This is a genomic window from Bradyrhizobium sp. cf659 (assembly GCF_900113725.1).
Lineage (GTDB): Bacteria > Pseudomonadota > Alphaproteobacteria > Rhizobiales > Xanthobacteraceae > Bradyrhizobium.
In genome coordinates this window covers 326687-350700 of sequence record NZ_FOQJ01000006.1, presented here as the reverse complement: position 1 = coordinate 350700, position 24014 = coordinate 326687, and the positions used below count along the sequence as shown (strand labels likewise).

At 64.9% G+C, this 24014-nt stretch carries 27 protein-coding genes and 1 riboswitch; of the genes, 12 read left to right on the top strand and 15 right to left on the bottom strand.

What is annotated here, in order from left to right:
• The first annotated feature begins 20 nt into the window (after positions 1-20).
• A complete protein-coding gene (locus BM118_RS25760; RefSeq protein ID WP_092188538.1) occupies positions 21-938 on the top strand; it encodes an MBL fold metallo-hydrolase in 918 nt (305 codons plus the stop codon).
• A 116-nt stretch (positions 939-1054) separates the two neighbouring features.
• On the opposite strand, the gene BM118_RS25755 is transcribed toward BM118_RS25760, so the two are convergent.
• Together BM118_RS25755 and BM118_RS25750 are read right to left on the bottom strand one after the other, a co-directional pair.
• Entirely contained in the window at positions 1055-1909 is an 855-nt protein-coding gene (locus BM118_RS25755) for a DUF1499 domain-containing protein (protein WP_092188536.1), read from the bottom strand.
• 203 nt (positions 1910-2112) lie between these two features.
• Positions 2113-3741, bottom strand: a complete 1629-nt coding sequence (locus tag BM118_RS25750) for a fatty-acid--CoA ligase (RefSeq protein WP_092188534.1) — start codon at positions 3739-3741, stop codon at positions 2113-2115.
• Between the two features lie 65 nt (positions 3742-3806).
• Between BM118_RS25750 and BM118_RS25745 the strand changes: the two genes are divergently transcribed.
• Positions 3807-4877, top strand: a complete 1071-nt coding sequence (locus BM118_RS25745) for an extensin family protein (protein ID WP_092188532.1) — start codon at positions 3807-3809, stop codon at positions 4875-4877.
• Positions 4878-4913: 36 nt separating this feature from the next.
• On the opposite strand, the gene BM118_RS25740 is transcribed toward BM118_RS25745, so the two are convergent.
• Complete coding sequence (locus BM118_RS25740) at positions 4914-5594, bottom strand: L,D-transpeptidase (protein WP_092188530.1); 681 nt, start codon at positions 5592-5594, stop codon at positions 4914-4916.
• Between the two features lie 337 nt (positions 5595-5931).
• Between BM118_RS25740 and BM118_RS25735 the strand changes: the two genes are divergently transcribed.
• Entirely contained in the window at positions 5932-6909 is a 978-nt protein-coding gene (locus tag BM118_RS25735; RefSeq protein ID WP_092188528.1) for a magnesium transporter CorA family protein, read from the top strand.
• A gap of 185 nt (positions 6910-7094) precedes the next feature.
• Positions 7095-7313, top strand: a complete 219-nt coding sequence (locus BM118_RS25730; RefSeq protein WP_074077209.1) for a hypothetical protein — start codon at positions 7095-7097, stop codon at positions 7311-7313.
• 211 nt (positions 7314-7524) lie between these two features.
• Here the strand turns inward: BM118_RS25730 and BM118_RS25725 are convergent, their stop codons facing one another.
• Both BM118_RS25725 and pdxH read right to left on the bottom strand, forming a co-directional pair.
• Positions 7525-8277, bottom strand: a complete 753-nt coding sequence (locus BM118_RS25725; RefSeq protein ID WP_092188526.1) for an SDR family NAD(P)-dependent oxidoreductase — start codon at positions 8275-8277, stop codon at positions 7525-7527.
• Between the two features lie 21 nt (positions 8278-8298).
• Positions 8299-8940, bottom strand: a complete 642-nt coding sequence (gene pdxH / locus BM118_RS25720; RefSeq protein WP_092188524.1) for a pyridoxamine 5'-phosphate oxidase — start codon at positions 8938-8940, stop codon at positions 8299-8301.
• A 113-nt stretch (positions 8941-9053) separates the two neighbouring features.
• Here pdxH and BM118_RS25715 point away from each other — a divergent pair, with 113 nt between their 5' ends.
• Both BM118_RS25715 and BM118_RS25710 read left to right on the top strand, forming a co-directional pair.
• The gene (locus BM118_RS25715; protein WP_177234679.1) at positions 9054-9461 is read left to right on the top strand and encodes an RT0821/Lpp0805 family surface protein; all 408 of its coding nucleotides are present in this window, start codon (positions 9054-9056) and stop codon (positions 9459-9461) included.
• 110 nt (positions 9462-9571) lie between these two features.
• Positions 9572-10534: a DnaJ C-terminal domain-containing protein gene (locus BM118_RS25710; protein ID WP_092188521.1), complete on the top strand. Its 963-nt coding sequence runs from the start codon at positions 9572-9574 to the stop codon at positions 10532-10534.
• A gap of 325 nt (positions 10535-10859) precedes the next feature.
• On the opposite strand, the gene BM118_RS25705 is transcribed toward BM118_RS25710, so the two are convergent.
• Together BM118_RS25705 and BM118_RS25700 are read right to left on the bottom strand one after the other, a co-directional pair.
• Entirely contained in the window at positions 10860-11630 is a 771-nt protein-coding gene (locus BM118_RS25705) for an anti-sigma factor family protein (protein WP_092188519.1), read from the bottom strand.
• A gap of 106 nt (positions 11631-11736) precedes the next feature.
• On the bottom strand, positions 11737-12225 hold the full coding sequence (locus BM118_RS25700; RefSeq protein WP_011085414.1) for a sigma-70 family RNA polymerase sigma factor: 489 nt from the start codon (positions 12223-12225) through the stop codon (positions 11737-11739).
• Positions 12226-12397: 172 nt separating this feature from the next.
• On the opposite strand from BM118_RS25700, the gene fabI reads away from it, so the two are divergent.
• The 4 genes from fabI (at position 12398) to BM118_RS25680 (ending at position 16389) form a co-directional block, all read left to right on the top strand.
• Positions 12398-13213 carry an enoyl-ACP reductase FabI gene (gene fabI, locus BM118_RS25695; protein ID WP_092188517.1) on the top strand — a complete coding sequence of 272 codons (816 nt, stop codon included), beginning with the start codon at positions 12398-12400 and terminating at the stop codon, positions 13211-13213.
• Between the two features lie 12 nt (positions 13214-13225).
• Positions 13226-13825 (top strand): histidine phosphatase family protein, encoded by a 600-nt coding sequence (locus BM118_RS25690; RefSeq protein WP_092188515.1) that lies wholly within the window; start codon positions 13226-13228, stop codon positions 13823-13825.
• 168 nt (positions 13826-13993) lie between these two features.
• Complete coding sequence (aroC, locus tag BM118_RS25685; RefSeq protein WP_092188512.1) at positions 13994-15082, top strand: chorismate synthase; 1089 nt, start codon at positions 13994-13996, stop codon at positions 15080-15082.
• A gap of 116 nt (positions 15083-15198) precedes the next feature.
• Positions 15199-16389 carry an adenylate/guanylate cyclase domain-containing protein gene (locus BM118_RS25680; RefSeq protein ID WP_092188510.1) on the top strand — a complete coding sequence of 397 codons (1191 nt, stop codon included), beginning with the start codon at positions 15199-15201 and terminating at the stop codon, positions 16387-16389.
• An 18-nt stretch (positions 16390-16407) separates the two neighbouring features.
• On the opposite strand, the gene BM118_RS25675 is transcribed toward BM118_RS25680, so the two are convergent.
• The 6 genes from BM118_RS25675 to BM118_RS25650 form a co-directional block, all read right to left on the bottom strand.
• Positions 16408-17172, bottom strand: a complete 765-nt coding sequence (locus tag BM118_RS25675) for a hypothetical protein (protein WP_177234678.1) — start codon at positions 17170-17172, stop codon at positions 16408-16410.
• Positions 17173-17251: 79 nt separating this feature from the next.
• Positions 17252-17557: an ATP-dependent Clp protease adapter ClpS gene (clpS, locus tag BM118_RS25670; protein WP_092188508.1), complete on the bottom strand. Its 306-nt coding sequence runs from the start codon at positions 17555-17557 to the stop codon at positions 17252-17254.
• Positions 17558-17601: 44 nt separating this feature from the next.
• On the bottom strand, positions 17602-17943 hold the full coding sequence (locus BM118_RS25665; protein WP_092188506.1) for a DUF190 domain-containing protein: 342 nt from the start codon (positions 17941-17943) through the stop codon (positions 17602-17604).
• 2 nt (positions 17944-17945) lie between these two features.
• Complete coding sequence (crcB, locus tag BM118_RS25660; protein WP_092188504.1) at positions 17946-18374, bottom strand: fluoride efflux transporter CrcB; 429 nt, start codon at positions 18372-18374, stop codon at positions 17946-17948.
• Between the two features lie 6 nt (positions 18375-18380).
• The gene (crcB, locus tag BM118_RS25655) at positions 18381-18770 is read right to left on the bottom strand and encodes a fluoride efflux transporter CrcB (RefSeq protein WP_092188502.1); all 390 of its coding nucleotides are present in this window, start codon (positions 18768-18770) and stop codon (positions 18381-18383) included.
• Between the two features lie 19 nt (positions 18771-18789).
• Entirely contained in the window at positions 18790-19998 is a 1209-nt protein-coding gene (locus BM118_RS25650; protein ID WP_092188500.1) for an MFS transporter, read from the bottom strand.
• A gap of 140 nt (positions 19999-20138) precedes the next feature.
• Positions 20139-20216, bottom strand: a riboswitch (Fluoride riboswitch).
• Positions 20217-20536: 320 nt separating this feature from the next.
• On the opposite strand from BM118_RS25650, the gene BM118_RS25645 reads away from it, so the two are divergent.
• Both BM118_RS25645 and BM118_RS25640 read left to right on the top strand, forming a co-directional pair.
• Positions 20537-21400 (top strand): DUF1194 domain-containing protein, encoded by an 864-nt coding sequence (locus BM118_RS25645; RefSeq protein WP_092188498.1) that lies wholly within the window; start codon positions 20537-20539, stop codon positions 21398-21400.
• Positions 21401-21569: 169 nt separating this feature from the next.
• The gene (locus BM118_RS25640) at positions 21570-22205 is read left to right on the top strand and encodes a hypothetical protein (protein WP_092188496.1); all 636 of its coding nucleotides are present in this window, start codon (positions 21570-21572) and stop codon (positions 22203-22205) included.
• Positions 22206-22244: 39 nt separating this feature from the next.
• Here BM118_RS25640 and BM118_RS25635 read toward each other — a convergent pair whose 3' ends face one another.
• Both BM118_RS25635 and BM118_RS25630 read right to left on the bottom strand, forming a co-directional pair.
• Positions 22245-23018 (bottom strand): enoyl-CoA hydratase/isomerase family protein, encoded by a 774-nt coding sequence (locus tag BM118_RS25635; RefSeq protein WP_092188593.1) that lies wholly within the window; start codon positions 23016-23018, stop codon positions 22245-22247.
• 16 nt (positions 23019-23034) lie between these two features.
• Entirely contained in the window at positions 23035-23862 is an 828-nt protein-coding gene (locus BM118_RS25630) for a nucleotidyltransferase domain-containing protein (protein ID WP_092188494.1), read from the bottom strand.
• Positions 23863-24014 lie beyond the last annotated feature (152 nt).

Sequence of the window (24014 nt, the reverse complement as noted above, 5' to 3'; positions counted from 1 at the left end):
CAGCAAGGTGTGAGCAAGCCATGTCCGACAACGACGACGTCCCGTTCAACCGCAACTTTCCACTCAAAGCCGGCGTCGTCGAGGAAATCCGCCCCGGCGTGCGGCGCGTGCTCTGTAACAATCCGAGCCCGTTCACCTTCACCGGTACGGTCAGCTACATCGTCGGCACGGGCAACGTCGCGATCATCGATCCCGGTCCGGACGATGCGGCGCATGCGGCGGCGTTGCTCGATGCCGTGCGCGGCGAGACGGTGAGCCATATCTTCGTTACCCACACCCACCGCGACCATTCGCCGAACACGGCGCGGATCAAGCAGGCGACCGGTGCGCCCGTTTATGCCGAGGGCCCGCACCGCGCCTCGCGCCCGCGCTTCGAGAGCGAGAAGCACAATCCGGAATCCGGCGTCGATCGCGATTTCGCGCCCGATACCAGGATCGCCCATGGCGACGTCGTCGAGGGCGCGGGCTGGCGCCTCGAAGCGGTGGCGACGCCGGGCCATACCGCCAACCATCTCGCCTTCGCCTGGCCCGAGCGAAAATACAACTTCGTCGGCGACCACGTGATGGGCTGGTCGACCTCGATCGTTGCGCCGCCCGACGGCTCGATGATCGACTACATGGAATCGCTCGACCGCTTGGCCGCCCGCGAGGAGGATCTCTATTTCTCGGGCCACGGCCCCGAGATACCGGACGGCCCGCGCTTCGTGCGCTTCCTGATCCGCCACCGCAAGGCGCGCGAAGCCTCGATCCTGCATCGCCTCGCCAAGGGCGAGGCCGACATCCCGACCATGGTGCGCGCGATCTATATCGGCATCGATCCACGGCTGACGACGGCTGCCGGCTATTCCGTGCTGGCGCATCTGGAAGATCTGGTCGCCCGCGGCGTGGTGGCAACGGATGGCGATCCCGTGATTGGCGGGACGTACCGGATGGCTTAGCTCGTCATTCCGGGGCGCGCGTCAGCGCGAACCTGGAATCCATCGGGCCGCAGCATTGGTGGATGAATGGATTCCGGGCTCGGTCCTGCGCACCGCCCCGGAATGACGCTAGCGCGTCACTTCTTCACCGTCTTCGCCGGCGCCTTCGGCGGCGCCACCGGGGTCTTCTTCACCGGCTTCAGCGCGTCCGCATCGGCGGCGGTGTTGAGATCGTCGATGAATTTCTTGACGCGCGCGGCGTTGCTGCCGAGGTCGCTTTCGAAATAGCGCGAGGCGGAACGGATATCGACGCGGGAATCGTCGCCGTCGGGCACGACCCTGATGGAAATGTCCTCGCGCAAGCCCATGATCGGCGTGCGCGCCACCGCCTCGATGCGGCCGATGCGGCGCGGCGGCTGCGGCGCGCGCTCGTCGATGACGAGCCATTTGCGCTTGTTGACGAGCTGCAGCGCGATCGCATAGGCGCGGTCGACCGGGATCTCGAGTTCGATCGGCTCGATATCGGGATAGAAATGGCGCTGCTGCTCGGCCGAATAGAGGCCGGCATAAACCGCGGTATTGGCGCCTTCACCGGCGCGCAGGCGCGCTAGCGCGTCGAAGCGGGGCGGGTCGATCGGGTCGGTGGTGACGTCGTGGATCGCCGGCAGCTTGCGGTATTGCAGGCCGAGATAGGCGGGGTAGGCGAGGATCATGCCGTCGATCAGGAAGGCGAGCAGGATGCGCGCCATGCCGCGCGAGCCGTTCTGCCAGATCGCGGCGAAGCCGGCGAGGCCGAACAGGATCGAGAGCGCGGCGATGGCGAGGCCGCCGAAGAAGGTGACGAGCGCAGGCTTCGGCTCCAGAAAGCCGAACCGGACGACGATGATCGACACCGCCACCGCCACCACCGCGAACACGGCCAGATTGCGCGCCCAGCTGGCGAGGCTGGACACGGGCTCCGACTGGTAGGGAGCGGAAAACCTGCGGGCCATCGGGTGAGCTCTGCCGGGATTTTGGGGGCGGTGCCGGCCGATTTGGCGCGACGATAGGGGCGTTGAGACCACGCCCCGGCGGCAAATTCAAGGGAGACCGGTTGCTACTGCCCGTCATTCCGGGGCGCCCGAAGGGCGACCCCGGAATCTCGAGATTCCGGGGTCGATGCCGTTTGGCATCGCCCCGGCATGACGTGTAAGTCCTACGCCGCCGCGTTCGGGAAGCGGTAATCCTTGAACTGGTCGCGCAGCGCGGTCTTCAGGATCTTGCCGGTGGCGGTGTGCGGGATGCCGTCGACGAAAGCGACGTCGTCGGGCATCCACCATTTGGCGATCTTGCCGTCCATGTACTTCAGGATTTCCTCGCGGCTGGCCTGCTGGCCCTGCTTGAGCTGAACGATCAGCAGCGGCCGTTCGTCCCATTTGGGGTGGAACACGCCGATCACGGCGGCCTCCGCCACGGCCGGATGGCCGATCGCGAGGTTTTCGAGGTCGATCGAGGAGATCCACTCGCCGCCGGACTTGATCACGTCCTTGGAGCGGTCGGTGATCCGCATGTAGCCGTCCTCGTCGATGGTCGAGACGTCGCCGGTGTCGAAGAAGCCGTCCTCGTCGAGGATGTTGCTATCGATCCGGTAATAGGCCTTGGCGACGGCGGGGCCGGAGACCTTGAGGCGGCCGAAAGTCTTGCCGTCCCAAGGCAGCTCCTTGCCGGCATCGTCGGTGATCTTCATCTCGACGGCGAAGGGCGCATAGCCCTGCATCTGGAGCACGTCGAGCCGCGCATCGCCGGTCGCGTTCTGGAACGGCGGCTTCAGCGCCGCGACGCTGCCGATCGGGCTCATCTCGGTCATGCCCCAGGCGTGGCGGACGTTCGAGCCCATGTCGAGGAAGGCCTTGATCATCGAGCGCGGCATCGCCGAGCCGCCGCAGATCACCATCTTCAGCTCAGGCAGCTTCAGATTGTTGGCGGCCATGTGCTGGAGCAGCATCAGCCACACCGTGGGCACACCCGCGGTGTGCGTCACCTTCTCGGTCGAGAGCAATTCATAGACCGAGGCGCCGTCGAGCTTGGCGCCGGGCATGACCAGCTTGGTGCCCTGCGAGGGCGCGGAGAAGGCGATGCCCCAGCTGTTGGCGTGGAACAGCGGCACCACCGGCAGCATCGTCTCGGAGGCGCTGGTGCCGAGCGCATCGACGTTGTTGGCCATCAGCGCGTGCAGCACGTTGGAGCGATGCGAATACAGCACACCCTTCGGATCGCCCGTGGTGCCTGATGTGTAGCACATCGCCGCCGCCGTGTTCTCGTCAAAGTCCTTCCATTTGAATTTGCCGTCAGCCTGCGCAATCCAGTCCTCGTAGGCGATCACATTCTTCAGCGTGGTCTGAGGCATATGCGCCTTGTCGGTCAGCACGACGTAGCGCTCCACGCTTGGCAGCTTGTCGGCGATCTTCTCCAGGATCGGAACGAAGGTGATGTCGGCCATCACGATGCGGTCCTGCGCATGGTTGATGATCCAGGCGATCTGCTCGGGGAAAAGGCGGGGATTGACGGTATGGCAGATGGCGCCGATTCCCATGATGCCGTACCACACCTCGAGATGGCGCCAGGTGTTCCAGGCGATCGTTGCGACGCGGTCGCCGAGCTTGATGCCGTCGTGCTCCAGCATCTGCGAGACCTTGAGCGCCCGCTTGTGGATCTCGGCGTAGGTGGTGCGATGGATCGGTCCCTCGACCGATCGCGTGACGACCTCCTGCTTGCCATGAATCCTGGCGGCGTGTTCGATGATCCGGTGGCAGAGCAGGGGCCAGTCTTGCATCAAACCAAGCATTCCGACGTTCCTCCGAGAAGTCGCTGGACGCGTTATCGCTCTCAGCGTTGGGCCAAAGAATTGTCATGAGTTTTAGCCTGCCGGACTTTCGCCGCAAATGGTCTTGTCGCGGCTATATGTCCGCCGGCGCGGCAATGGTTACCGCCGCGCTGGGGCTGACGCTTGTGCTCGCGGATCGGGCGGAGGCGCGAAAATATGCTGCGCCGCTCGATATCTTTGGCTTTGGTACACCACGGCCGCGCGCGACGGTCCATTCCGCCAAGATCCCGCTACCGAAGCCACGCCCCGAGGAAGCCCCCAAAGCACCGGACGAGGCCGCACCGGAGGCCGACGGCAAGCCTTCGCCGGACAAGCCGGCCGAGGCCGCGCCGCCGCCCGAGAAGCAGGTCTCGGCCTGCCGGCTCGCGCTGACCGAGGAGATCGCGATTGCACCCTCCATTCCGGATATCCGCGGCCCTGGCGGCTGCGGCGGCGAGGATCTGGTGCGGCTGGAGGCCATCGTGCTGCCGGACAAGCGCAAGGTAGCGGTCAAGCCGGCGGCGATCCTCCGCTGCACCATGGCGTCTGCGATCGCCGACTGGGTGCGCAAGGACATGGTGCCACTGGCCACCAGCCTCGGCTCGACCATCGCCGATCTCGACAATTTCGATAGCTTCGAGTGCCGCGGCCGCAACCGTATCGCCGGCGCGATGCTGTCCGAGCACGGCAAGGCCAACGCCCTCGACGTCCGCGCCATCAAGCTCGCCAACGGGCAGTCGATTGGCCTCACCGATCGCACCATGTCGCGTGACGTGCGCGAGCGGGTGCTGCATTCGGTGTGCGCGCGCTTTTCCACCGTGCTCGGCCCGGGCTCGGACTGGTACCACGAGGACCATATCCATCTCGACCTGGCGCAGCGGCGCAACGACTACCGGATCTGCCAGTGGAACGTCTGGGATCCCCTGCCGCAGATCGCTCCGCTGCTGCCGGCGGAACGGCCCGAGGAGGCGCCGCCGCGCGAGGTCGCGTCCAAGCCTGAGGCAAAGGATGGAGCTGATGACGAAGCGGCGGAGAAATCCCCCGCGCCTGCGGACAAGTCGGCGGCCGGCGGCGACAAGGTCCCGCCGCGCAAGCCCGCAACAAAAAAGCGCCGGTAAAACCGGCGCTTTTGAAAAGCCTCGGGAAAGGCCGATTTAGTAGGAAGAATTGGAACCGCCGCCCTGGAGCGCAAGGCGCGAATTGTAGGGCGAGTCGCCGTGCTTCGGCTCGAGCACCACGACGATGGTGCCGACCTTGACCCGGTTATAGAGGTCGATCGCGTCCTCGTTGGTCAGGCGGATGCAGCCCGACGAGATCGAGGCGCCGATATATTCCGGCTGGTTGGTGCCATGAATGCGGAACAGCGTGTCCTTGCCACCCGAGTAGAGATACATCGCGCGGGAACCCATCGGATTGTCCGGACCGGGCGCAACATAGGTCGGCACGCCCAGGCGCGAAATCTCGCCCGGGGTCGGATGCCAGGCCGGCCACTCGGTCATGCTGCCGACCTTGGCGATGCCCGACCAGGCCATGGCTTCTTCGCCGACGGTGATGCCGTAACGGATCGCCTTGCCGCCATCCAGCACGTAATAGAGGTAGTGGTTGTCGGAATCGACCACGATCGAGCCGGGCGACTCCTTGCGGTGGTACTCGACGATGGCGCGCCGGAACGGCTCCGCGACCGGGGTATTCTCGTACCGGACCTTGGCGAGCAGTTCCTTATCCTTCGGCTTGAAGGCCTTGGTGTCGGTCGCCTCGAAATGCGTGGCCTGCATGCAGCCCGACAGCATCAGGCCGGCGGCCAAAATCCCCAACTTAACTTTCAGCGACGACATGATTTGGTTCCAATCAAAACAATACCGCACGGGAAAGCCTGAGCTTAGCGCCCAAGTTCCTCGACTCCGTTAATCCCATTATCGTTGAAATCTGCCACAATTCCAGCACTCAAGGCCTTTTCCCGCGCTGCGAGACCTCAGCTGTGGCTTTTTTGCCGCAAGTTTTTCGGCTTTGAGGGGGTTTTGGGGCAAAGCGTGCCGGACTGTCGATTCCGTGCCACGGTTGGGCCACGGCGCCGCCACAAATGCAAACGCTCCGTTAATGTGTTTGTCATGATGAACTTGTCAGAATCGCGCTAAGGGCTGTCATTCTGTCGCAGGTTCTCCGGAGTTGTTCATGTTTTCGGTGTTTGTCCCCTCCGAGTCCTCCCTCAAGAAGGCTGTCGTCGAGGATCTCACGGCGCTGCCGGAGAACGCGGTCTGGATCGACCTCTTCACGCCGAGTGCGGTCGAGGACAAGGCGGTGGAGCGGCTGGCAGGCATCGCCATCCCGACCCGGGAGGACATGCAGGAGATCGAGATCTCGAGCCGCCTCTATATCGAGAACGGCGCGCGCTACATGACCGCGACGCTGATGTGCCACTCCGATACCGACATGCCCCGGACCACGGCGGTGACCTTCATTCTCGGCGACCACCGCCTGGTGACGGTGCGCTACGACCTGCCGAAGCCGTTCGCCCTGGTCGAGGCCAAGCTCGCCCGCTCCTGCACGCCGGCGATCACCGGCGAGATGGTGCTGATGGAACTGCTGGACGCCGTGATCGACCGCTGCGCCGACATCCTGGAGCGCTGCGGTGCCGAAATCGACCAGGTCTCGCACGACATCTTCGAGCCCGAGAGCGAGCGTCACGGCCATGCCAAGCAATATTCCCAGATCCTGATCTCGATCGGCCGCAAGGGCGATCTCACCTCCAAGGTTCGCGAGAGCCTGGTGTCGATCGGCCGCGTCGTCGCCTTCCTTTCGGCGGTGGTGGAGGGCGTGAAATGGTCCAAGGACATGCGCGAGCAGCTCAAGACCATGCAGCGGGACGTCTCCTCGCTGACCGACCACGCCTCTTATCTTTCCAGCAAGATCACCTTCGTGCTCGACGCCATGCTCGGCGTCGTCAATCTCGAGCAGAACAACATCATCAAGCTGTTCTCGGTCATGGCTGTTGTCCTGATGCCGCCGACGCTGATCGCCTCGATCTACGGCATGAACTTCAAGGCGATGCCGGAACTCGAATGGGTGCACGGCTATCCGATGGCACTGGTGCTGATGCTGATCGCGGCCATCGTCCCGTACTGGATCTTCAAGTGGAAGAAGTGGCTCTGATACCTACCGAGACCTTACGCCGTTCGTAGAGACATGGTGGTTGGTGTCGCAGAATAGAGCGGGATTGCGGCCGTGCGGTGATGCGTGCCTGCCGCCCCAATTCCTCCGGTAAAATTTGAGCGGTGAGCTGAACGTTTGCGCGAAACTTGTCTGCGATAAACAGTGCGTAGCCGCGAGGAACAGCCATGGTTGAAAAACACATAACGTCGCCCCGCAACGTCATCGATCTGGCGAACTATCGTCAGGCGCTGGCGAACGGCAAGGCGTCGTCGATGTCGGCACGCATGTGCCGGCACTGTGGTGCTCCGCTGCTCGATGGTGAGAACGACGACGACTGCTCGACTGCATTCAGCACGGCCACGCCACGGCCACGCGAGAGGTCACGTCGGATTCGACTCGATTGAGGAACGGAAGGTAAGGGCGATCCAGGTCTTGCGGCGGCTTTGTCTGGATCGCCTTGCTTCCCTTGGTACTGTTTCCAATTCCGTCATTGCGAGGAGCCCGCGACAAAATTGCGAAGCAATTTTGCGCTGGTGCGACGAAGCAATCCAGACCGTCTCTGCGGAGGCTGTCTTCGCTTCGCTGCGTTCGCAATCACGAAGGATAAAGGATGGCCTAGACGTGCTGGCCGCCGTTGATGTGGATCTCGGCGCCGTTGACGTAGGACGAGGTCTCCGTGCACAGCACGTAGACGATCTTGGCGACCTCGTCGGGCGTGCCGAGCCGGTGCATCGGGATCTGCTGCTCCACGATCTTCTCGGTGCCGGGTGAAAGGATCGAGGTGTCGATCTCGCCCGGCGCGATCGCGTTGACGCGGACGCCGATGCGGCCGAAGTCGGAGGCCATCTCGCGCGTCAGGGATGCGAGCGCGGCCTTGGAGGTGGCATAGGCCGCGCCTGCGAAGGGATGCACGCGCGAGCCCGCGATCGAGGTGACGTTCACGACCGACCCCCTGGCCGCCTTCAACTCCTCGATCAGCCCGCGCGCCATCATGATCGGCGCGAAGAAGTTGACGTGGAAGACATGCGTCCAGGTATCGAGGTCGGTGTCGACCGAACCGAGCCGGGAGCCGCCGGGGCCCTTCGGCGAGATCGCGGCGTTGTTGACCAGCGCATGCAGCATGCCGCCCTCGAGGCGGTTGCGGATGTCGGAGATCGCGCGGGTGGTGTCCTTGGGGTCGGCGAGGTCGACCTGGATGTGGTCCTCAGGGCCCGCATCCCAGGGGCAGTCCTCCGGGAAGGGATGCCGCGAGCAGGTGATGACGCGCCAGCCCGCCGAGGAGAAACGGATCACGGTGGCATGGCCGATACCGCGGCTCGCTCCGGTCAGGAGCAGCGTGCGTCGCGGTGCGTTTGACGAATGCGGCATGAAGGTCTTTCAGGTCGGGGCCTAAGGGTACATCCGCGTCTTGGACCACTTCTGGCCCGCGGCGTCACGACGAAATTCGATGCGGTCGTGCAGACGGAATGGGCGATCGTGCCAGAACTCGATGCGGACCGGCGTGATGCGCCAGCCGCTCCAGCCCGGCGGCCGCGGCACCTCGCTGATGACGTATTTGGCCGCGACCTTTGCGATGGCCTGTTCGAAGGCGAAGCGGCTCTCCAGCGCCTCGGACTGCTTGCTCGCCCAGGCGCCGATCTGCGCCTGCTTGGGACGGGTGGCGAAATAGGCGTCGGCCTCGGCGTCGGTCACCGGCGTCACGTTGCCGCGGATGCGGACCTGACGGCGCAGCGACTTCCAGTGAAAAAGTAACGCTGCCTTAGGATTTGCGGCGAGTTCACGGCCCTTCTGGCTCGCGATGTGGCTGTAGAAGACAAAACCCTCGGTATCGAAGCCCTTCATCAGCACCATGCGCACGTCCGGCAGGCCGTCCGGGTCGACAGTTGCGAGCGCCATGGCATTCGGATCGTTCGGCTCGCTCTTGATCGCCTCGTTCAGCCAGGCCTCGAACAGCGCAAATGGCTCGTCGGCGGCGGTGAAATCACCGGATGTTAAGGGTGTCTGGTGTTTCATCGAGGTCGTGTCGGTCATGTCTGGAGTCCGAGTTGCGTTCCGCGGCCCAAAACGCGTTGTTGTCCGCTACCGCCCTATATAGGGCATGGGGACGCGTTGGCCTATCGGCGATCCGGCCGTCCGGCTTTGTCATGACGGTGATCCTGATCGGCTTCGGCTCCGGCGGTTGCAGCTTTTCCCGCAATGACACCAGCGCCTATGCCAAGGCCGACGACAGCGACCTCACCGGCTCGATCGTGCGGCCGGCGAAGGACGCGGCACCGACCGAGACCGATCTTGCCTTCGCCCGCAACGCCGCTTCCGACGTGCTGAGCAAGGGCGACAAGGATTCCAGCCAGCACTGGGAGAATCCGGAGACCGGGGCGCGCGGCTCGGTGACGCCGATCGCGCAATCCTATGCCGCCGAGGACGGCCGCAGGTGCCGCGATTTCCTCGCGAGCTACGTCAACGGCAATACCGAAAGCTGGCTCCAGGGCGCCGGCTGCCAAAGCAGCCGTGGCCGTTGGGAGATTCATACGCTAAAGCCGTGGCGGAGCTAGGATTCGGCCGGCAATCCTAGTTGCAAAAATGCCACTCTCTCCCCACATGGTTCGCAGGTGGGGCGGGGAGCCCTTTGAACAATTCGATTTCTTTGAAGGAGACGTGACGGATGCGCGACCCCTATGAGGTCTTGGGGGTGCCGCGGAGCGCCAACGCTGCCGCGATCAAGAGCGCCTATCGCAAGCTTGCCAAGAAGCACCATCCCGACAGCAACAAGGACGACCCGAAGGCCGCCGAGCGCTTCGCCGAACTCAATTCGGCCAACGAGATCCTCGGCGACGAGGACAAGCGCAAGCAGTTCGACCGCGGCGAGATCGACGCCGACGGCAAGCCGCGCTTCCAGGGTTTTCCGGGCGGCGGCGGGCCGCGCGGCCGCGCGGGTCCCGGCGGGTTCGAGAGCTATACGTTCCGCTCCGGCGGCGGCCCGGGTCAGGGCGGCGGCGCGTTCGAGGACATCCTCAACAGCATGTTCGGCGGCGGGGTGCGCGGCGCGCGGCCCGGTGCCGGCGGCGCCGGGCAGTTCGAATTCGACACTGGCGGGATCGGGCTCGATCTCGACGTGAATGTTGCCATGTCCGTCTCGCTGGAGGAGTCGGTCAAGGGCGGCGAGAAGCGCGTCCGGCTGCCGACGGGCAAGGAGCTCAACGTCAAGATTCCGGCCGGCGTCACCGAGGGCCAGCAGATCCGGCTGCGCGGTCAGGGCGAGAGCGCCCAGGGCCACCCGCCGGGCGATCTCCTGATCACCATCGGCATTGCACCGCACCCGTATTTCAAGGTCGAGGGCACGGATCTGCGGATCGACCTGCCGGTCACGCTCTACGAGGCCGTGCTCGGCAGCAAGGTCCGCGTGCCGACCCTTGGGAATGCGGTCGAACTCTCGGTTCCCAAGAACACCTCCAGCGGCCGCACCTTCCGGCTGAAGGGCAAGGGTCTGCCGAAAGCGGGCGGAACCGGGGATCTCTTCGTCACCGTCAGGATTATGCTACCGGACGGGAACGACGCCGAGCTTGAGGCATTGATGGAGAAGTGGCGGGACCAACACCCCTACAATCCACGTAGCGGGCTTGGTTAGGGCGAGATCGGAACTGAAGGGGTTCTCATAAGGTCTGGAGCATCCTCCCTGGAGATGATGCTCATCATACGCCTGAGGCGCGATCGCGCTTCTCGGCTCATATGCTCGACGTGTCGGCTGTCCGGCGGGGCAGTCGATAAAAAGGTGCGGCCTCGAGAGGGGGACCAGCGCGGTACCAAAAACCCCAATCGAGGCCGCCCGCGTCGATCGGCGGATCGAACGCTGCTCATTTTCGCGTGATCATCCGGTGCGATAATGAGACGCGCCGATGTCTTGATTCCAAATTTTCAATGACGGAATCGAGGCACCGCGCTTGTGCGGTTGTCTAGGTGCCGTTTTTCTCTGCCTGATCGTACACGGCCTGCGCCACCTTGGTCAGCCGGTCGCGATCGCCGCCGCCGCTGACGACGTAGCCGACGCCGCGCTCGGCCCAGAACAGCGCGCCATCCTTGTCCGTCCTGGCGTACCGCATCTGCGTTGCACCATTCTCGGTCTTGGCGGTGTAGATCGTGTACCGCTCGCCCGAGGCGCCCTCATACATCAGGAACGACGCCGGGCCGTTCGGCCCCGGCAAAAGTCGGCCGCCGACCAGCTTCAGCCCGCTCGCCTCCAGGTTCGGCGCGAACACGGTCCAGCCGCAGCGCCTGGTCAGCCAGGCCTGGAGATGGTCGCGCTCGTTGCCGCCGACCTCGACGGGGTGGCGGACCTCGACGACATAGAGGCGGTGGGCGTCGAGCGCGTCCGCCGTGAAGCTCTGGAAGGTCGAGGGGGCGCTGGCGGCGCCATGTGCGACCCAGCCGGCGGTGCCGCCGGCGACGAAGGCAACCAGCACAGCCGCGGCGGCGCCATAGAGCCATTGCCGGGGGCGGCGCTCCAGCCGTTCGAGCTCCAGCCGCGCCGGGACCGGCTCCTGGGCGACGGAATCGTAGCGGGCGTGCAGCATCTCGGCCATGGCGCGCCAGGACTGCACCCGCTCGGCATCGTCAGGATGGGCGGCAAGCCAGGCCTCGACGTCGGCGCGGCGCTCGGCCGGCAGCTCGCCATCGACATGGGCGTGCAGCTCGTCTTCGGTGATCGGAATATTGCGGTCGTTCATATCGATCGTCTCTGGCTCTGCGGCCCAAAATATCCTTCGTGACTCAACTTCCCTCGTCTCATCGGCAGACTGCGGACGGACATTACGCGATGCATCAATCCTGCCATCACTTCACCCGCCTGAGCGCCGGGCGCTCACCCTCCAGCGAGGCTTTAACGTGGGCGCGGGCCCGTGCCAGGCGCGACATCACGGTGCCGATCGGCACGCCCTGGATGTCGGCGACCTCGCGGTAGCTCATGCCCTCCAGCATCACCAGGAGCAGCACCGAGCGCTGCTCCTCGACCAGCGTTGCCAGCGCCTTCTCGATGTCGCGTCCCTCGGCTTCGGTCCCGCTGGCATCCGGGTTGTTCTCCGTCAGCTGCATGAATTGCGGCCGCCTTGCCAGCGAGCGCCGCCGGTTCTTGTTGAGGTTGGTCAGGATCGTATACAGCCAGCTCCTGACGTCGCCTCCGAGAAACAGGCGCTCCGAACGCAGTGCGCGCACCAACGTATCCTGCACCAGATCGTCGGCCGCATCCGCATCGCGCGTGAGCGCGCGGGCGTAGCGGCGCAACGCCGGGATCATCGCTTCCACACTCTGGCGAAACGCACTCATAGCCGTCTTGACGTCCTGGTGTTCGGCGCGAGCGCCTTACTCATCATAACACCCGAACGGAACAGCTATTCCGGCGCCCGAAACAGCGTTAACGCCGCGTATTAGGACTGTACCGCGAAGGAGGGCTGGTGTACCTCCAGACCTCAACGAGAGCTCGACGGGACGTTCAAAAATGGCGCAGAATTCAGGTCTGATGCAAGGCAAGCGTGGGGTGGTCCTCGGCGTTGCCAACAACCGCTCGATCGCCTGGGGCATCGCCAAGGCATGCCACGCAGCCGGCGCCGAGCTCGCCTTCACCTACCAGGGCGATGCGCTCAAGAAGCGCGTCGAGCCGCTCGCCGCCGAGATCGGCGGACTCGTGCTCGGCCATTGCGACGTCACGGACGCTGCGACCATCGACGCCGCCTTCGCGGTGCTGAAGGAGAAGTGGGGCAAGATCGACTTCCTGGTGCACGCGATCGCCTATGGCGAGCAGCTCGACGGCCGCTACGTCGACACCACGCAGGAGAACTTTTCCAAGTCGATGCTGATCTCCTGCTACTCGTTCACCGCCGTCGCACAGCGCGCCGAGAAGCTGATGACCGACGGCGGCTCGCTCATCACGCTCTCCTATTACGGCGCCGAGAAGTGGATGCCGCATTACAACGTGATGGGCGTGGCGAAGGCGGCGCTGGAGGCAAGCGTGCGCTATCTCGCCGCCGACCTCGGCGAGAAGAACATCCGCGTCAACGCGATCTCGGCCGGGCCGATCAAGACGCTCGCGGCCTCCGGAATCGGCGACTTCCGCTATATCCTGAAGTGGAACGAGCACAACGCGCCGTTGCGGCGCAACGTCTCCACCGAGGACGTCGGCGGCAGCGCGCTGTATTTGCTCTCCGACCTCTCGCGCGGCGTCACCGGCGAGGTGCATCACGTCGATTCCGGTTACCACGTGCTCGGCATGAAGCGCCCGGACGCGCCGGACATTTCGCTCGGCGGGAAGGACTAACTCTTACCTGCAATGCCCGTGCTCACGATCTACTATCTTCGCCACGGTGAGACCGAGTGGAATGCGCTCGGGCGGCTTCAGGGGACCAAGGACGTTCCGCTGAACGCGCGCGGACGCAGCCAGGCCATGCAGGCCGGCGGCATTCTCGCCGATCTGTTCAAGCGCGACGGCCGCGACAAGGCGGCGCTGCCCTATGTGTCGAGTCCGCTCGGCCGCGCGCGCATGACCATGGAACTTGCGCGCGGCAAGCTCGAATTGCCCGTGGCAGATTATTCGCTCGACGATCGCCTGCGCGAGATCGGCTACGGCGTCTGGGAGGGACTGACGCTGGCCGAGAGCGAGGCCGCCGATCCCGAAATCTACGCCAGGCGCCTCGCCGACAAATGGACGGTGGGCCCCGCAGGCGGGGAGACCTACGCCGATGTGCAGGTCCGCGTGCGGGCCTGGTACGATCAGCTCCGGACCGACACCGTCGCGGTTGCCCATGGCGGGACCTGTCGGGCCCTGATGGTTTCGCTCGGTATCGAGACGCCGGCCAGCGCCGCCGAGCTCTATATCGAGCAGGGCGCCGTTTACGTGTTCCGGGACGGGCGGCTGGAGAAGTATAGTTAAGCCGAGTTTTCGTCATTCCGGGGCGGTGCGCAGCACCAAACCCGGAATCTCGAGATTCCGGGTCTGGTCCTTCGGGCCATCCCGGAATGACGGGAACACCGTTTGACCGGTTCTGCCTCGCGCGCTACCACCGCAATGTCATTTGCCAACATAGGTCGGCGTCCGCGCATGTCCTTCAACACCTTCGGCCACATGTTCCGCGTCACCACCTTCGGCGAGAGCCATGGGGTGGCGATCGGCTGCGTGGTCGACGGCTGCCCGCCGATGATCCCGCTCACCGAGGCCGACATCCAGGGCGATCTCGACCGCCGCCGGCCCGGCCAGTCGCGCTTCACCACCCAGCGCCAGGAGCCGGATCAGGTGAAGATCCTGTCCGGGGTGATGGCGCATCCGGAGACCGGCGTGCAGGTGACGACGGGCACGCCGATCGGGCTCCTGATCGAGAACACCGACCAGCGCTCCAAGGACTATTCCGAGATCAAGGACAAGTTTCGGCCCGGTCACGCCGACTTCACCTATGAGGCCAAATACGGCCTGCGCGACTATCGCGGCGGCGGGCGCTCCTCGGCGCGCGAGACCGCGACGCGGGTTGCCGCCGGTGCCATCGCGCGAAAGGTGCTGCCCGACGTCAAGGTGCGCGGTGCGCTGGTGCAGATGGGCCCGCACAAGATCGATCGCGAGAAGTGGGACTGGGACGAGGTCGCCAGGAATCCGTTCTTCTGTCCGGACAAGGACAAGGCCGCGTTCTTCGAAACCTATCTCGACGGCATCCGCAAGAGCGGCTCCTCGATCGGCGCGGTGCTCGAGATCGTCGCCGAAGGCGTGCCGGCGGGCCTCGGTGCGCCGATCTACGCCAAGCTCGATTCCGATCTGGCGGGTGCGATGATGACCATCAATGCCGTGAAGGGCGTCGAGATCGGTGCCGGCTTTGGCGCGGCCGAGCTCACCGGCGAAGAGAACGCCGACGAGATGCGCACCGGCAATGACGGCACGCGCTTCTTGTCCAACCATGCCGGCGGCGTTCTCGGCGGCATCTCCACCGGACAGCCGGTGGTGGTGCGTTTTGCCGTGAAGCCGACCTCCTCGATCCTCCAGCCGCGTCTCACCGTCGATCGCGCCGGCGCCGACACTGAGATCATGACCAAGGGCCGCCACGACCCCTGCGTCGGCATCCGTGCCGTCCCCGTCGGCGAAGCCATGATGGCCTGCGTGCTGGCGGATCACTTCATCCGAGACCGCGGGCAGGTGGGACGCTGAGTTCTTCACCTCTCCCCGCTGGGGAGACGTGAGCACACCGCGGATGAAGCGTAGTGTCGCGGTACTAGCCCACCGCGCAGCTTGACGGCGCTACAACGTCGTCGGCAAATGCGCTCATGGAAAGTTCCGAGCTCCAGCGCATCACCAACTGGCTGATCGACGGCGCGAGGTCGTCGGGAACTCCGGCCCAGATGATCGCCGACGTCTGCGAACATCTGGTCGAGGCTGGCCTGCCGCTGTGGCGGTTCGGCATCTTCATCCGCACGCTGCATCCCGAAATCTTCGGCCGCAACTTCATCTGGCGGGAGGGCCAGGAGGTCGAAATCGGCACCGTCGATTTCGAGATTCTTGATACTCCCGAATTCGCCAGGAGCCCGCTTCGGATCGTGTTCGAGAAGGGGCAGGAGGTCCGGGGGCGGATGGACGACCCGGACAGCAAGCGGTTTCCGTTCCTCGACGACATGCGCGCCGAAGGCGTGACCGACTACCTCGCGATGCCGATGCCCTATCTCGACGGCTCGATCCACGCGACGAGCTGGACCACCCGTCACCCCGGCGGCTTCAGCGATGACGACGTCGCGGCGATCCGGGCCATGATGGCGCCGCTGGCACGCGTCAGCGAGATCGTCAGCCTGCGCCGTACCGCCGAGATGCTGCTCGACACCTATGTCGGCAACCGCGCCGGCGCGCGCATCCTCGGCGGCCAGATCCGCCGCGGCCACAACGACACCATGCAGGCCGCGATCTGGCTCTCGGATCTGCGCGGCTTCACTGCGTTGTCGGACCGGCTGCCGGCCGAGACCGTGGTCGAGATCCTCAACCAATATTTCGACTGCCAGGTCACCGCGATCCGGGGCCATGGCGGCGAGGTACTGAAGTTCATGGGCGACGGGCTGCTCGCGGTGTTCCCGATCGACGAGTATGTCGGCGATGCCGCGCATGTCTGCGCGCGCGTGCTGGAGGCTGCGCGCGAATCCCGCGCCAGCGTCGAGGCGCTCGCCTTTCCGGTCGGCGACATCGTCGAACGCTTCCGCTTCGGCGTCGCGCTCCACGTCGGCAACATCCTCTACGGCAATATCGGCGGCGGCAACCGCCTCGACTTCACCTGCATCGGTCCTGCCGTCAACCTTGCCGCGAGGCTTGAGAAGATCACGGGTCGGCTGGGACGGACCGTCGTGGCCTCGGAAGGCTTTGCCAATGTCTGCCGCCACGACTGGCACGAGCTCGGCGAATTTCCGATCGCGGGATTTTCCAAGGCGCAGCGCGTGTATGGATTGGCCGAAGAAACGCCGGTGGTGATGGCCTAGCGGATGGCGCCGTCGGCGTTAGCTTTCGCGCACATAGGACTGCTTCAGGCCGAAGGTCAGGACCCTCAAGGTGATCCACAGCCGCAGCATGGCGAAGCTGAAGATGAAGACGAAATAGATCAGGTTCTTGGTGAACTGCGTCGCCGATGAGGTCTGCCAGAAATTCCAGATCGCGCTGCGCACGGCTTCCTGTCCATAGGCGAGGGCGATGTTGAAGATGCCGAGCACGATTACGGCGCCGCCGAGCCACAACCCGCGTCGCGCCAATTCGCCGATCGCGGCAAACAATGCGATCTTGCCGTCGTCGCGCTCGGCGCGGACGATCATGAGCAGCACGAGGGCGGCAATCCATGCGCTCCAGAAGCGCCCCGGATGGGTGAACTGGTCGAACGCCATGCCGTCAAGGCCCGCCATCAGATGAGGCGCGAAAGCCTCATGGCCGGTCGCCGCGGTGCTGAGCGCGGCTACGATCATCACGAGGGTGATCCGCCACAGGATCGAGAAGGAGAGCTTGAACTGCTCGCCGAACGTCAGCGTACCGAGCGAGGACTGGCCGCCGGCTGCCTCGATCGACTGTTGCGCCGTCGCGAAGAAGGCAAGCAGCACCGAAACGCTGGAAATGATGATTGCTGGCAGCGCCACTGCGCCGCCGCCGAAGGCGATCACCCGCATCGCCGCCGCCAGGATCAGCCAGGGCAGCGCATGCAGGAGCTTGAACGGACCGAACGAGGTCTCGTGGCGGGCCGGCTTGAGTTCGAGCTGTTTGCGCAGTGCGACTGTCATCGCACCGTGGTGACACAGGAGATTAAACCTGCGGTAGTGCGGATCGGTAAAATTGACCCGAAGCGGGCAGACGGCGCCGTTATTCCTCCGGCTCGGTCGTGAACAGCAGCGGATAGCCCTTGGCGCGGCCGGCGTCGGTGGCGCGCGTAGCCTTGGTCTCGGCGACGTCCTTGGTGAACACGGCAACCACGCAGGCGCCCAGCTTGTGCGCCGTGATCATCACCTTGTAGGCCTGATCCTCCGTCATGCGGAACTCGGCCTTGAGGATCATCGTGACGAATTCGCGCGGCGTATAGTCGTCGTTGATCAGGATGACCTTGTGCAGCTTCGGCCGCTCGACCTTGGTCTTGGTCCTGGTTTTCGGCTTGGTGACGGCGTCGTTCATTCCGCCTCCTGGACACGGCGGGCTCGGGTTCCCTGCCGGAGCGATCAGCTCGCGGTTTTCTCACCATATTGCAGGACCTGCACCTTCTCCAAGGTGATCAGCCCGCTCGACATCATGCCATCCAGGATGGGCAGGAATGCGTTGATGTTGTCCTCGCTGTCGACGATCTCGATCAGCAGCGGCAGGTCTTCCGAGAGCCGCAGGATTTTCGAGGTGTGCAGCCGGCTCGACTTGCCGAAGCCCATCGGTCCGCGCAGCACGGTGGCGCCGGCGAGGTGCAGCTCGCGCGCCTTCAGCACGATCGCTTCATAGAGCGGCTTGCCGTCGAAATGGTCGCTCTCGCCGATGAAGATGCGGAGCGAAACAGCCTGATTGGGAATTTGCATGGTCAGCTCCTTTTCAAGCGGTTGTAGCGGCTCGCCATCATATGGCCGAGCCAGACCGACACCAGCCAGCAGACGACGGAGGACGCGACATAGGCCAGCGCGGTGTATTTCATGCCGCCATGGACCAGGCGGAATGTTTCCAGGCTGAAGGCCGAGAAGGTGGTGTAGCCGCCGCAGAACCCGGTCATGACGAACTGCCGGTGCTCGGGCCGTGCCAGCATGCGGCCGTCCGGGCCGGTCAGCGTCGCATAGAAGCCGATGATCAGCGAGCCGGTGGCATTGATGAACAGCGTCGCGAAGGGAAAGCCTGGACCGGTATCGAGCGCGAGCCCGACCAGATAGCGCGTCAGGCCACCGACGACGCTGCCGGCGGAAACCCAGGCATAGAGCATCGCGCTGCGCCAGCGCTCGGCGGAGGAGGGAGCGTTCATCGGCCTCTACCCTCCAAGACCGTCAGCGAGGAGGAAGCCGCAGCTGACGGCGGCGAGGCACAGTCCGACCGAGCAGGCGACGTTGCCGAGCGCATGCATGGGCTCGCCGTTGCGGGCGAGCGTCAGCGTTTGCAGGCTGAACGAGGACACCGTGGTGTAGCAGCCAAGGAAACCGGTCACTGCGAACAGCCATGGATTGGGCGAGGCGAACATCGAGCCGGGATGGGTTGCCAGCGCGCCAAAGACGCCGATCAGGAAGGCGCCGGTGACGTTGATGGTCATGGTGCCCCACGGAAACGTCTCGCCCAGCCGCCGCGCGATCGCGCCGGAGATGAAATAGCGCGCACAGCCGCCCAGCACGCTGCCGATCATAATGGCAAGCACCCCGCTCAACACGACGAACAGCTCCCCGTCATCATTTGCCCTCCGCTGCCAGTCCGTTGCCGACGGCGAACAGCCCCACGAGCGACACCAGCGCGAAGCCGAGCCCCGCCAGGAACGTGCCGGCCGGACCATAGGCGTCCCACAGCGCACCTGCGATCACGCTCGCGGCCAGCAGTGCCAGGCCCGTGAACAGGTTGAAATAGCCGAATGCGGTGCCGCGCAGGCTTGGCGGCGCGGCGTCGGCGACGAGGGCCGAGAGCAGGCCTTGCGTCAATCCCATATGCAGCCCCCACAACGCGACGCCGAGCGCCAGGCCGCCAAGGTTCGGCAGCAGCGCGAGTGCGAGGTCGGCGCCGCAGAGGAAGATGAGGCCGAGCGCGAGCAGGCCGGTCCGGTTGATGCGGTCCGACAACACGCCGGCCGGATAGGCCGACAGCGCGTAGACGATGTTCATCAGCACCAGCACCCCCGGCACCCACATCGCATTGAGGCCGATGTTCTGCGCGCGCAGGATCAGGAAGGCTTCGCTGAAGCGCGCGAGCGTGAAGACGACGCCGACCGCCACGACGCGCCAGTAGACCGCTCCAAGCTGCCGCATCGCGGCGAGATTGAGCGGATTCTTCGCAGGTTCCCGACTCTGGTCCGGCTTCGGCTCGCTCACGGCAAAGGCGATCAGTCCGAAGGACAAGAAGGCCGGCAGCACGGCGACCCAGAACACGGCGGCAAAATTGTCCGCCGTCCACCACATCAGGCCGATCGCCGCGAGCGGTCCGACGAAGGCGCCGATGGTGTCGAGCGACTGGCGCAGGCCAAAGCTCGCGCCGCGCAGGCCGATGGGGGCGATATCGGCGATCAGCGCATCGCGCGGCGCGCCGCGGATGCCCTTGCCGACCCGGTCGATGAAGCGCGCGGCCACCAGCCATTCGACGCTGGGCGCGAGCGGGAACAGCGGTTTGGTGAAGGCGGCCAGCCCATAGCCGAGCGCGGCAAGCAGCTTGCGGCGGCCGAGCCAGTCCGACAGCGCGCCGGAGAAGATCTTGGTGATCGAGGCCGTCGCCTCCGCAATTCCCTCGATGAAGCCGACCGTGAGCGTCGAGGCGCCGAGCACGGTGACGAGATAGACCGGCAGCAGCGCGTGGATCATCTCGGATGAGACGTCCATCAGCATCGAGACGAAGCCGAGCACCCAGATCCCTCTGGGCAGCCCGGCACGCGCAGCATTCGGTGTCGTCGTCGTCACGCCTTGGATTTCCCCTTCGACTTCCCCTTGGCCTTCACGTCCTCGCCCTCTCCCGGCCTTCGTCTTCAGGCAACAAAAAACCCGCCATCGGCGGGTTTATCCATGCTCCCGCCAAAGGCAGAGGCCCAAAAATTGCCCCACCTCAAGCAGGAGTCATCAGCCCATCACGGTCACCGACCGCCGGGCGGTTGTCGGGGGACTCCATCCCCATCTGTGCGGCCAGCCTAGCATGGAAATCGCGCCGGACAAGTGGGCGGGGCACTCCATCCCACGACTCGTGATTCCGGGCGATGCGCAGTATCGAACCCGGATTCTCGACATTCCCGGACGCAAGCGCGCGCCAGAGCTTCTCGCTTCGCGAGCCCCGGAATGACGGCGCTGGTGATCGTGCGCGTTCCGACGTCATCGCTATGGCCAAACGACGGCAAGTCACCGCAACGACGCAGATTCCTAACTTGAATGTGAAGCGCAAGCGATCTTCGCACTTTGCGGCAAGGCGATTGCATGTCACCATCGCGTCATACGACGGGAGGCTGCGATGCGCTTGCTGTTCTCGATCGGGGCTGTGCTGGTGGCCGGCGTGCTCGCTGGGGGGGATGTTGCGGGCTTCGCTGCACCAGGACCTAAATTTGAGGCGTCTAAGGATCGACCGCAGCGGCTGGCGGCCGACAGGGACGCGCAGACGGTCGACGTCGAACTGATCCTTGCGGTCGATGTCTCCTACTCCATGGACATGGACGAGCTCGCGATCCAGCGCGAAGGCTATGCGCAGGCGATCCAGTCGAAGGAGTTCTTGCAGGCGCTGAAGCTCGGTCCGAACGGCCGGATCGCGGTGACCTATTTCGAGTGGGCTGCTTCCAGCGACCAGAAGATCATCATTCCCTGGCGGCTGATTGACGGACCTGAGACCGCGGATGCGGTCGCCGCCGAAATCTTGAAGACGCCGATCCGGCGCGCCTCGCGCACCTCGATCTCCGGCGCGATCACGTTCGCGATGCCGCTGTTCGACGAGGATCCCTATCGGGGCTTGCGCCGCGTCATCGACATCTCCGGCGACGGTCCCAACAACAATGGCGGCCCGGTCACGGTGGCGCGCGACGCTGCGCTCGAGAAAGGCATCGTCATCAACGGCCTGCCGATCATGGTCAAGGAGCCGTCCTATTCGACCATGGATATCGACAATCTCGACTACTACTACGAGGATTGCGTGATCGGCGGTCCCGGCTCCTTCGTCATCACGATCAAGGACCGCGAGAAGTTCAAGGAAGCGATCCGCACCAAGCTCCTGATGGAGGTCGCAGGCCGCACGCCGGAGCGTCCCGTGGTGCGCGTTGCGGACAAGGAGCCGCGCGTCAGCTGCATGATCGGCGAGAAGATCTGGTCGGACCGCTGGGGACGCTAAGGCGGACCCGGCTGAGACGTTTTGCCGTCTCAGCCGGCGGTTGAGCTTAACCGCTCATTAACCTGCGCGTGGCCCTAATCGGATGGTTTCCGTTCATTTCCAGCCAGCATCCTGACATTGCTGGAGCGAACGAAAGCGGGTTTTTCAAACCTGTCCGCCGAGCAATCCAATGGCCATCGTCACATCGAGCACCAGCCAGATTTCGCCCGCGAACGAGCGGATCTTTCACCAGAGCGCTCTGGTCGGTGACTGGAAGGGCAATTGGGTGGGCAACAACCAGGCCGTCGGTTTCAAGGTCGTGAACATCCGCGGTGCCCGGGCGCAGGTCGAGTATACCCATAACGGGCATACCGAGCGCGGCTTCGGCGAGGTCCAGGGCTCGCTTATCACCTTCGGCGGGGTCACGGTCGGCACCAAGGACGGCAAGAACATGGTGCTCCTGTTCTCCGCGGGTGGCAGCGGCAAGCAGACCGCCAATCTCGAGAAGCAGGCGCCGCCGGCCTCCGACAGCCGTCTGATGGGAAGCTGGGGCGGCTATTCCAGCGACAACGGCAAAAGCGCGAGCTTCAAGGTGCTTTCCGTCAGCGGCAACGAAGCGCAGGTCAGCGTCACCACCGACGGCATCACGCGCCAGGGCACCGGCATCGTCTACAAGAACGTCATCATGTTCGGCCAGGCGCAGATCGCGACCGATGACGGGCAGAACGGCAAGATCATCTACCAGGTCGGCACCAAGTCCTTCATGGTGCCCGTGACGAAATATCCGCCGGCCGATTCATCGTCTTCGGTCGACAAGACCGCCTGAACGCTTCGCGTTCCCGACGCGCGCGGCGGCCGTCCGTCCTCACCATTTCGGTGCCCGTTTCTCCACGAACGCCCTCAGGCCCTCCTGCGCCTCGTCCGACGTCGCGACGTTGCAGAAATCGTCCACGGCGCTGGCAATGCTGCGCCGATAGTCGAGGTCGATCTGGCGCATGAAGGCGGCGCGGCCCATCCGCAGCACCGCGGCCGATTTCCCTGCGAACTGCGCCGCGAGCCTCACGACCTCGGCCTCGAGCTCCGTCTCTCCGACGACGCGGTTCACCACGCCGAGCTCGCGCGCCTCCGCGGCGCTGAAGACGCGGCCGGTGAACAGCAACTCGAAAGCGCGATGGCGTCCGACGATCCGCGGCAGATGCGCGTAGTGGATCGCGGGAATGACGCCGACGTCGATCTCGGGATAGCCGAACGTCGCGCTCTCGGATGCCAGCACCACGTCGCAGGACACCGCCATGGTCATGCCACCGCCGCGGGCCGCGCCGCCGACCGCGGCGATCGAGGGTTTGCCGAGCCCGTACTGGGCATCGTAAAGGTCGATATAGAGCGCCTGGAGAAATTCGCGGATCTGGGCGCCCGATTTGCCAAGCAGGATGTCGAGATCGAGGCCCGCCGAAAAGCGCTTGGGAATCGCACTCTCCAGCACGACCACGCGCGCGTCCTGATCGTCCGCTGCCCGGCGGAAAGCTGCGACCACTGCGCGGATGACCTCGAGGCTCAGCGCGTTGACGGGCGGGCGGCGCAACGTGATGCGGGCGATGTTGCCTGCGCGTTCGTAAGTGACGGGACTGTCGGATGTCACCGGGTTCTCCATGCTTTCAAGACGTCAGCAGCTTCAGTTGTCGGTCGATCCCGCGCAAGGCTTCGCAGGCTGGCGCCAAGGCGCCGCTGCCGATCTGCCGCCAGATCTCGTCCGCCTGCTGTGCAAGATGGGGGATCGTCAGCTGCAGGCCGGCCGCCTCCTGGAGCGCGCCTTTTTCGTTGATGAGATAGTGTTCGTTCAGTGCGAACAGCACCTGCGCGATGCAGGCGAGCGACCTGTAGAGGCATCCCGCGACATGGGTCTGCTCGCCGCGCGCCACCGTAAGCTCCGCATTCTCGATACCGAACGAGATTTCCCACTGAAAGCGCCGGATCAACGCCGCTCGCAGCGGCGGCGGATAGGGCAGCGCAATCGATTTCAGCCGGGCGATCAGCGCCTGCGGATCGTGCAGTGGCCGGCAATAGGCGATCTCGCCCATCCAGATCGCCGAGCAGAAGCCGTGCGGATGACCAGGCTGGTAGTCCATGGTGACCACGCCGGCGCGGCAGGATTGCATCACCGCCTCGACCGCGTCGGCGTTGCGGTAGAGCAGGTCCACCTTGCGGCCATCCACCGAAAGCCAGGCGCCGCCGACGATCCACGGGCCCCATTCGCCGACCGGCGTCACGGCCGTGGCGGCGGGATCGTCGGCGATCTCCTTTGCGGCGGCCAGCAACCGTTCGGTATCCAGCGGAATCGCCGTCTTGAAATAGAGGCCGATATCGTAGTCCGACGCAGCGTGCTCGCTGCCCCGCGCACGCGAGCCGCCGAGAACGACAGCCTCGACGCCCGGTACGCCGGCAAAGGCGGATGTCAGGCGCGTGAGCAGCGGATCGTGGAGCATGAACGGTGCGGCGCCACTACGTCGCCGCCAGCGGCGGCGCGCTGTCGTTCGGCGCTTCCGCCTGCAGTGCCAAGCCTGAACGATTCATCGTTATCCTCCCATTCCGGCAGACTCGTGCGGCCGTGCGAAGGCCAGCCTACGTTGCCGCGCGA

What these genes read in the sequence shown, in the direction of transcription:
- BM118_RS25760 (WP_092188538.1), top strand. Translation starts at nt 21, where the DNA reads ATGTCCGACAACGACGACGTCCCGTTCAACCGCAACTTTCCACTCAAA.
- BM118_RS25755 (WP_092188536.1), bottom strand. Translation starts at nt 1,909, where the DNA reads ATGGCCCGCAGGTTTTCCGCTCCCTACCAGTCGGAGCCCGTGTCCAGC.
- BM118_RS25750 (WP_092188534.1), bottom strand. Translation starts at nt 3,741, where the DNA reads ATGCTTGGTTTGATGCAAGACTGGCCCCTGCTCTGCCACCGGATCATC.
- BM118_RS25745 (WP_092188532.1), top strand. Translation starts at nt 3,807, where the DNA reads ATGAGTTTTAGCCTGCCGGACTTTCGCCGCAAATGGTCTTGTCGCGGC.
- BM118_RS25740 (WP_092188530.1), bottom strand. Translation starts at nt 5,594, where the DNA reads ATGTCGTCGCTGAAAGTTAAGTTGGGGATTTTGGCCGCCGGCCTGATG.
- BM118_RS25735 (WP_092188528.1), top strand. Translation starts at nt 5,932, where the DNA reads ATGTTTTCGGTGTTTGTCCCCTCCGAGTCCTCCCTCAAGAAGGCTGTC.
- BM118_RS25730 (WP_074077209.1), top strand. Translation starts at nt 7,095, where the DNA reads ATGGTTGAAAAACACATAACGTCGCCCCGCAACGTCATCGATCTGGCG.
- BM118_RS25725 (WP_092188526.1), bottom strand. Translation starts at nt 8,277, where the DNA reads ATGCCGCATTCGTCAAACGCACCGCGACGCACGCTGCTCCTGACCGGA.
- pdxH (WP_092188524.1), bottom strand. Translation starts at nt 8,940, where the DNA reads ATGACCGACACGACCTCGATGAAACACCAGACACCCTTAACATCCGGT.
- BM118_RS25715 (WP_177234679.1), top strand. Translation starts at nt 9,054, where the DNA reads ATGACGGTGATCCTGATCGGCTTCGGCTCCGGCGGTTGCAGCTTTTCC.
- BM118_RS25710 (WP_092188521.1), top strand. Translation starts at nt 9,572, where the DNA reads ATGCGCGACCCCTATGAGGTCTTGGGGGTGCCGCGGAGCGCCAACGCT.
- BM118_RS25705 (WP_092188519.1), bottom strand. Translation starts at nt 11,630, where the DNA reads ATGAACGACCGCAATATTCCGATCACCGAAGACGAGCTGCACGCCCAT.
- BM118_RS25700 (WP_011085414.1), bottom strand. Translation starts at nt 12,225, where the DNA reads ATGAGTGCGTTTCGCCAGAGTGTGGAAGCGATGATCCCGGCGTTGCGC.
- fabI (WP_092188517.1), top strand. Translation starts at nt 12,398, where the DNA reads ATGGCGCAGAATTCAGGTCTGATGCAAGGCAAGCGTGGGGTGGTCCTC.
- BM118_RS25690 (WP_092188515.1), top strand. Translation starts at nt 13,226, where the DNA reads ATGCCCGTGCTCACGATCTACTATCTTCGCCACGGTGAGACCGAGTGG.
- aroC (WP_092188512.1), top strand. Translation starts at nt 13,994, where the DNA reads ATGTCCTTCAACACCTTCGGCCACATGTTCCGCGTCACCACCTTCGGC.
- BM118_RS25680 (WP_092188510.1), top strand. Translation starts at nt 15,199, where the DNA reads ATGGAAAGTTCCGAGCTCCAGCGCATCACCAACTGGCTGATCGACGGC.
- BM118_RS25675 (WP_177234678.1), bottom strand. Translation starts at nt 17,172, where the DNA reads ATGACAGTCGCACTGCGCAAACAGCTCGAACTCAAGCCGGCCCGCCAC.
- clpS (WP_092188508.1), bottom strand. Translation starts at nt 17,557, where the DNA reads ATGAACGACGCCGTCACCAAGCCGAAAACCAGGACCAAGACCAAGGTC.
- BM118_RS25665 (WP_092188506.1), bottom strand. Translation starts at nt 17,943, where the DNA reads ATGCAAATTCCCAATCAGGCTGTTTCGCTCCGCATCTTCATCGGCGAG.
- crcB (WP_092188504.1), bottom strand. Translation starts at nt 18,374, where the DNA reads ATGAACGCTCCCTCCTCCGCCGAGCGCTGGCGCAGCGCGATGCTCTAT.
- BM118_RS25645 (WP_092188498.1), top strand. Translation starts at nt 20,537, where the DNA reads ATGCGCTTGCTGTTCTCGATCGGGGCTGTGCTGGTGGCCGGCGTGCTC.
- BM118_RS25640 (WP_092188496.1), top strand. Translation starts at nt 21,570, where the DNA reads ATGGCCATCGTCACATCGAGCACCAGCCAGATTTCGCCCGCGAACGAG.
- BM118_RS25630 (WP_092188494.1), bottom strand. Translation starts at nt 23,862, where the DNA reads ATGCTCCACGATCCGCTGCTCACGCGCCTGACATCCGCCTTTGCCGGC.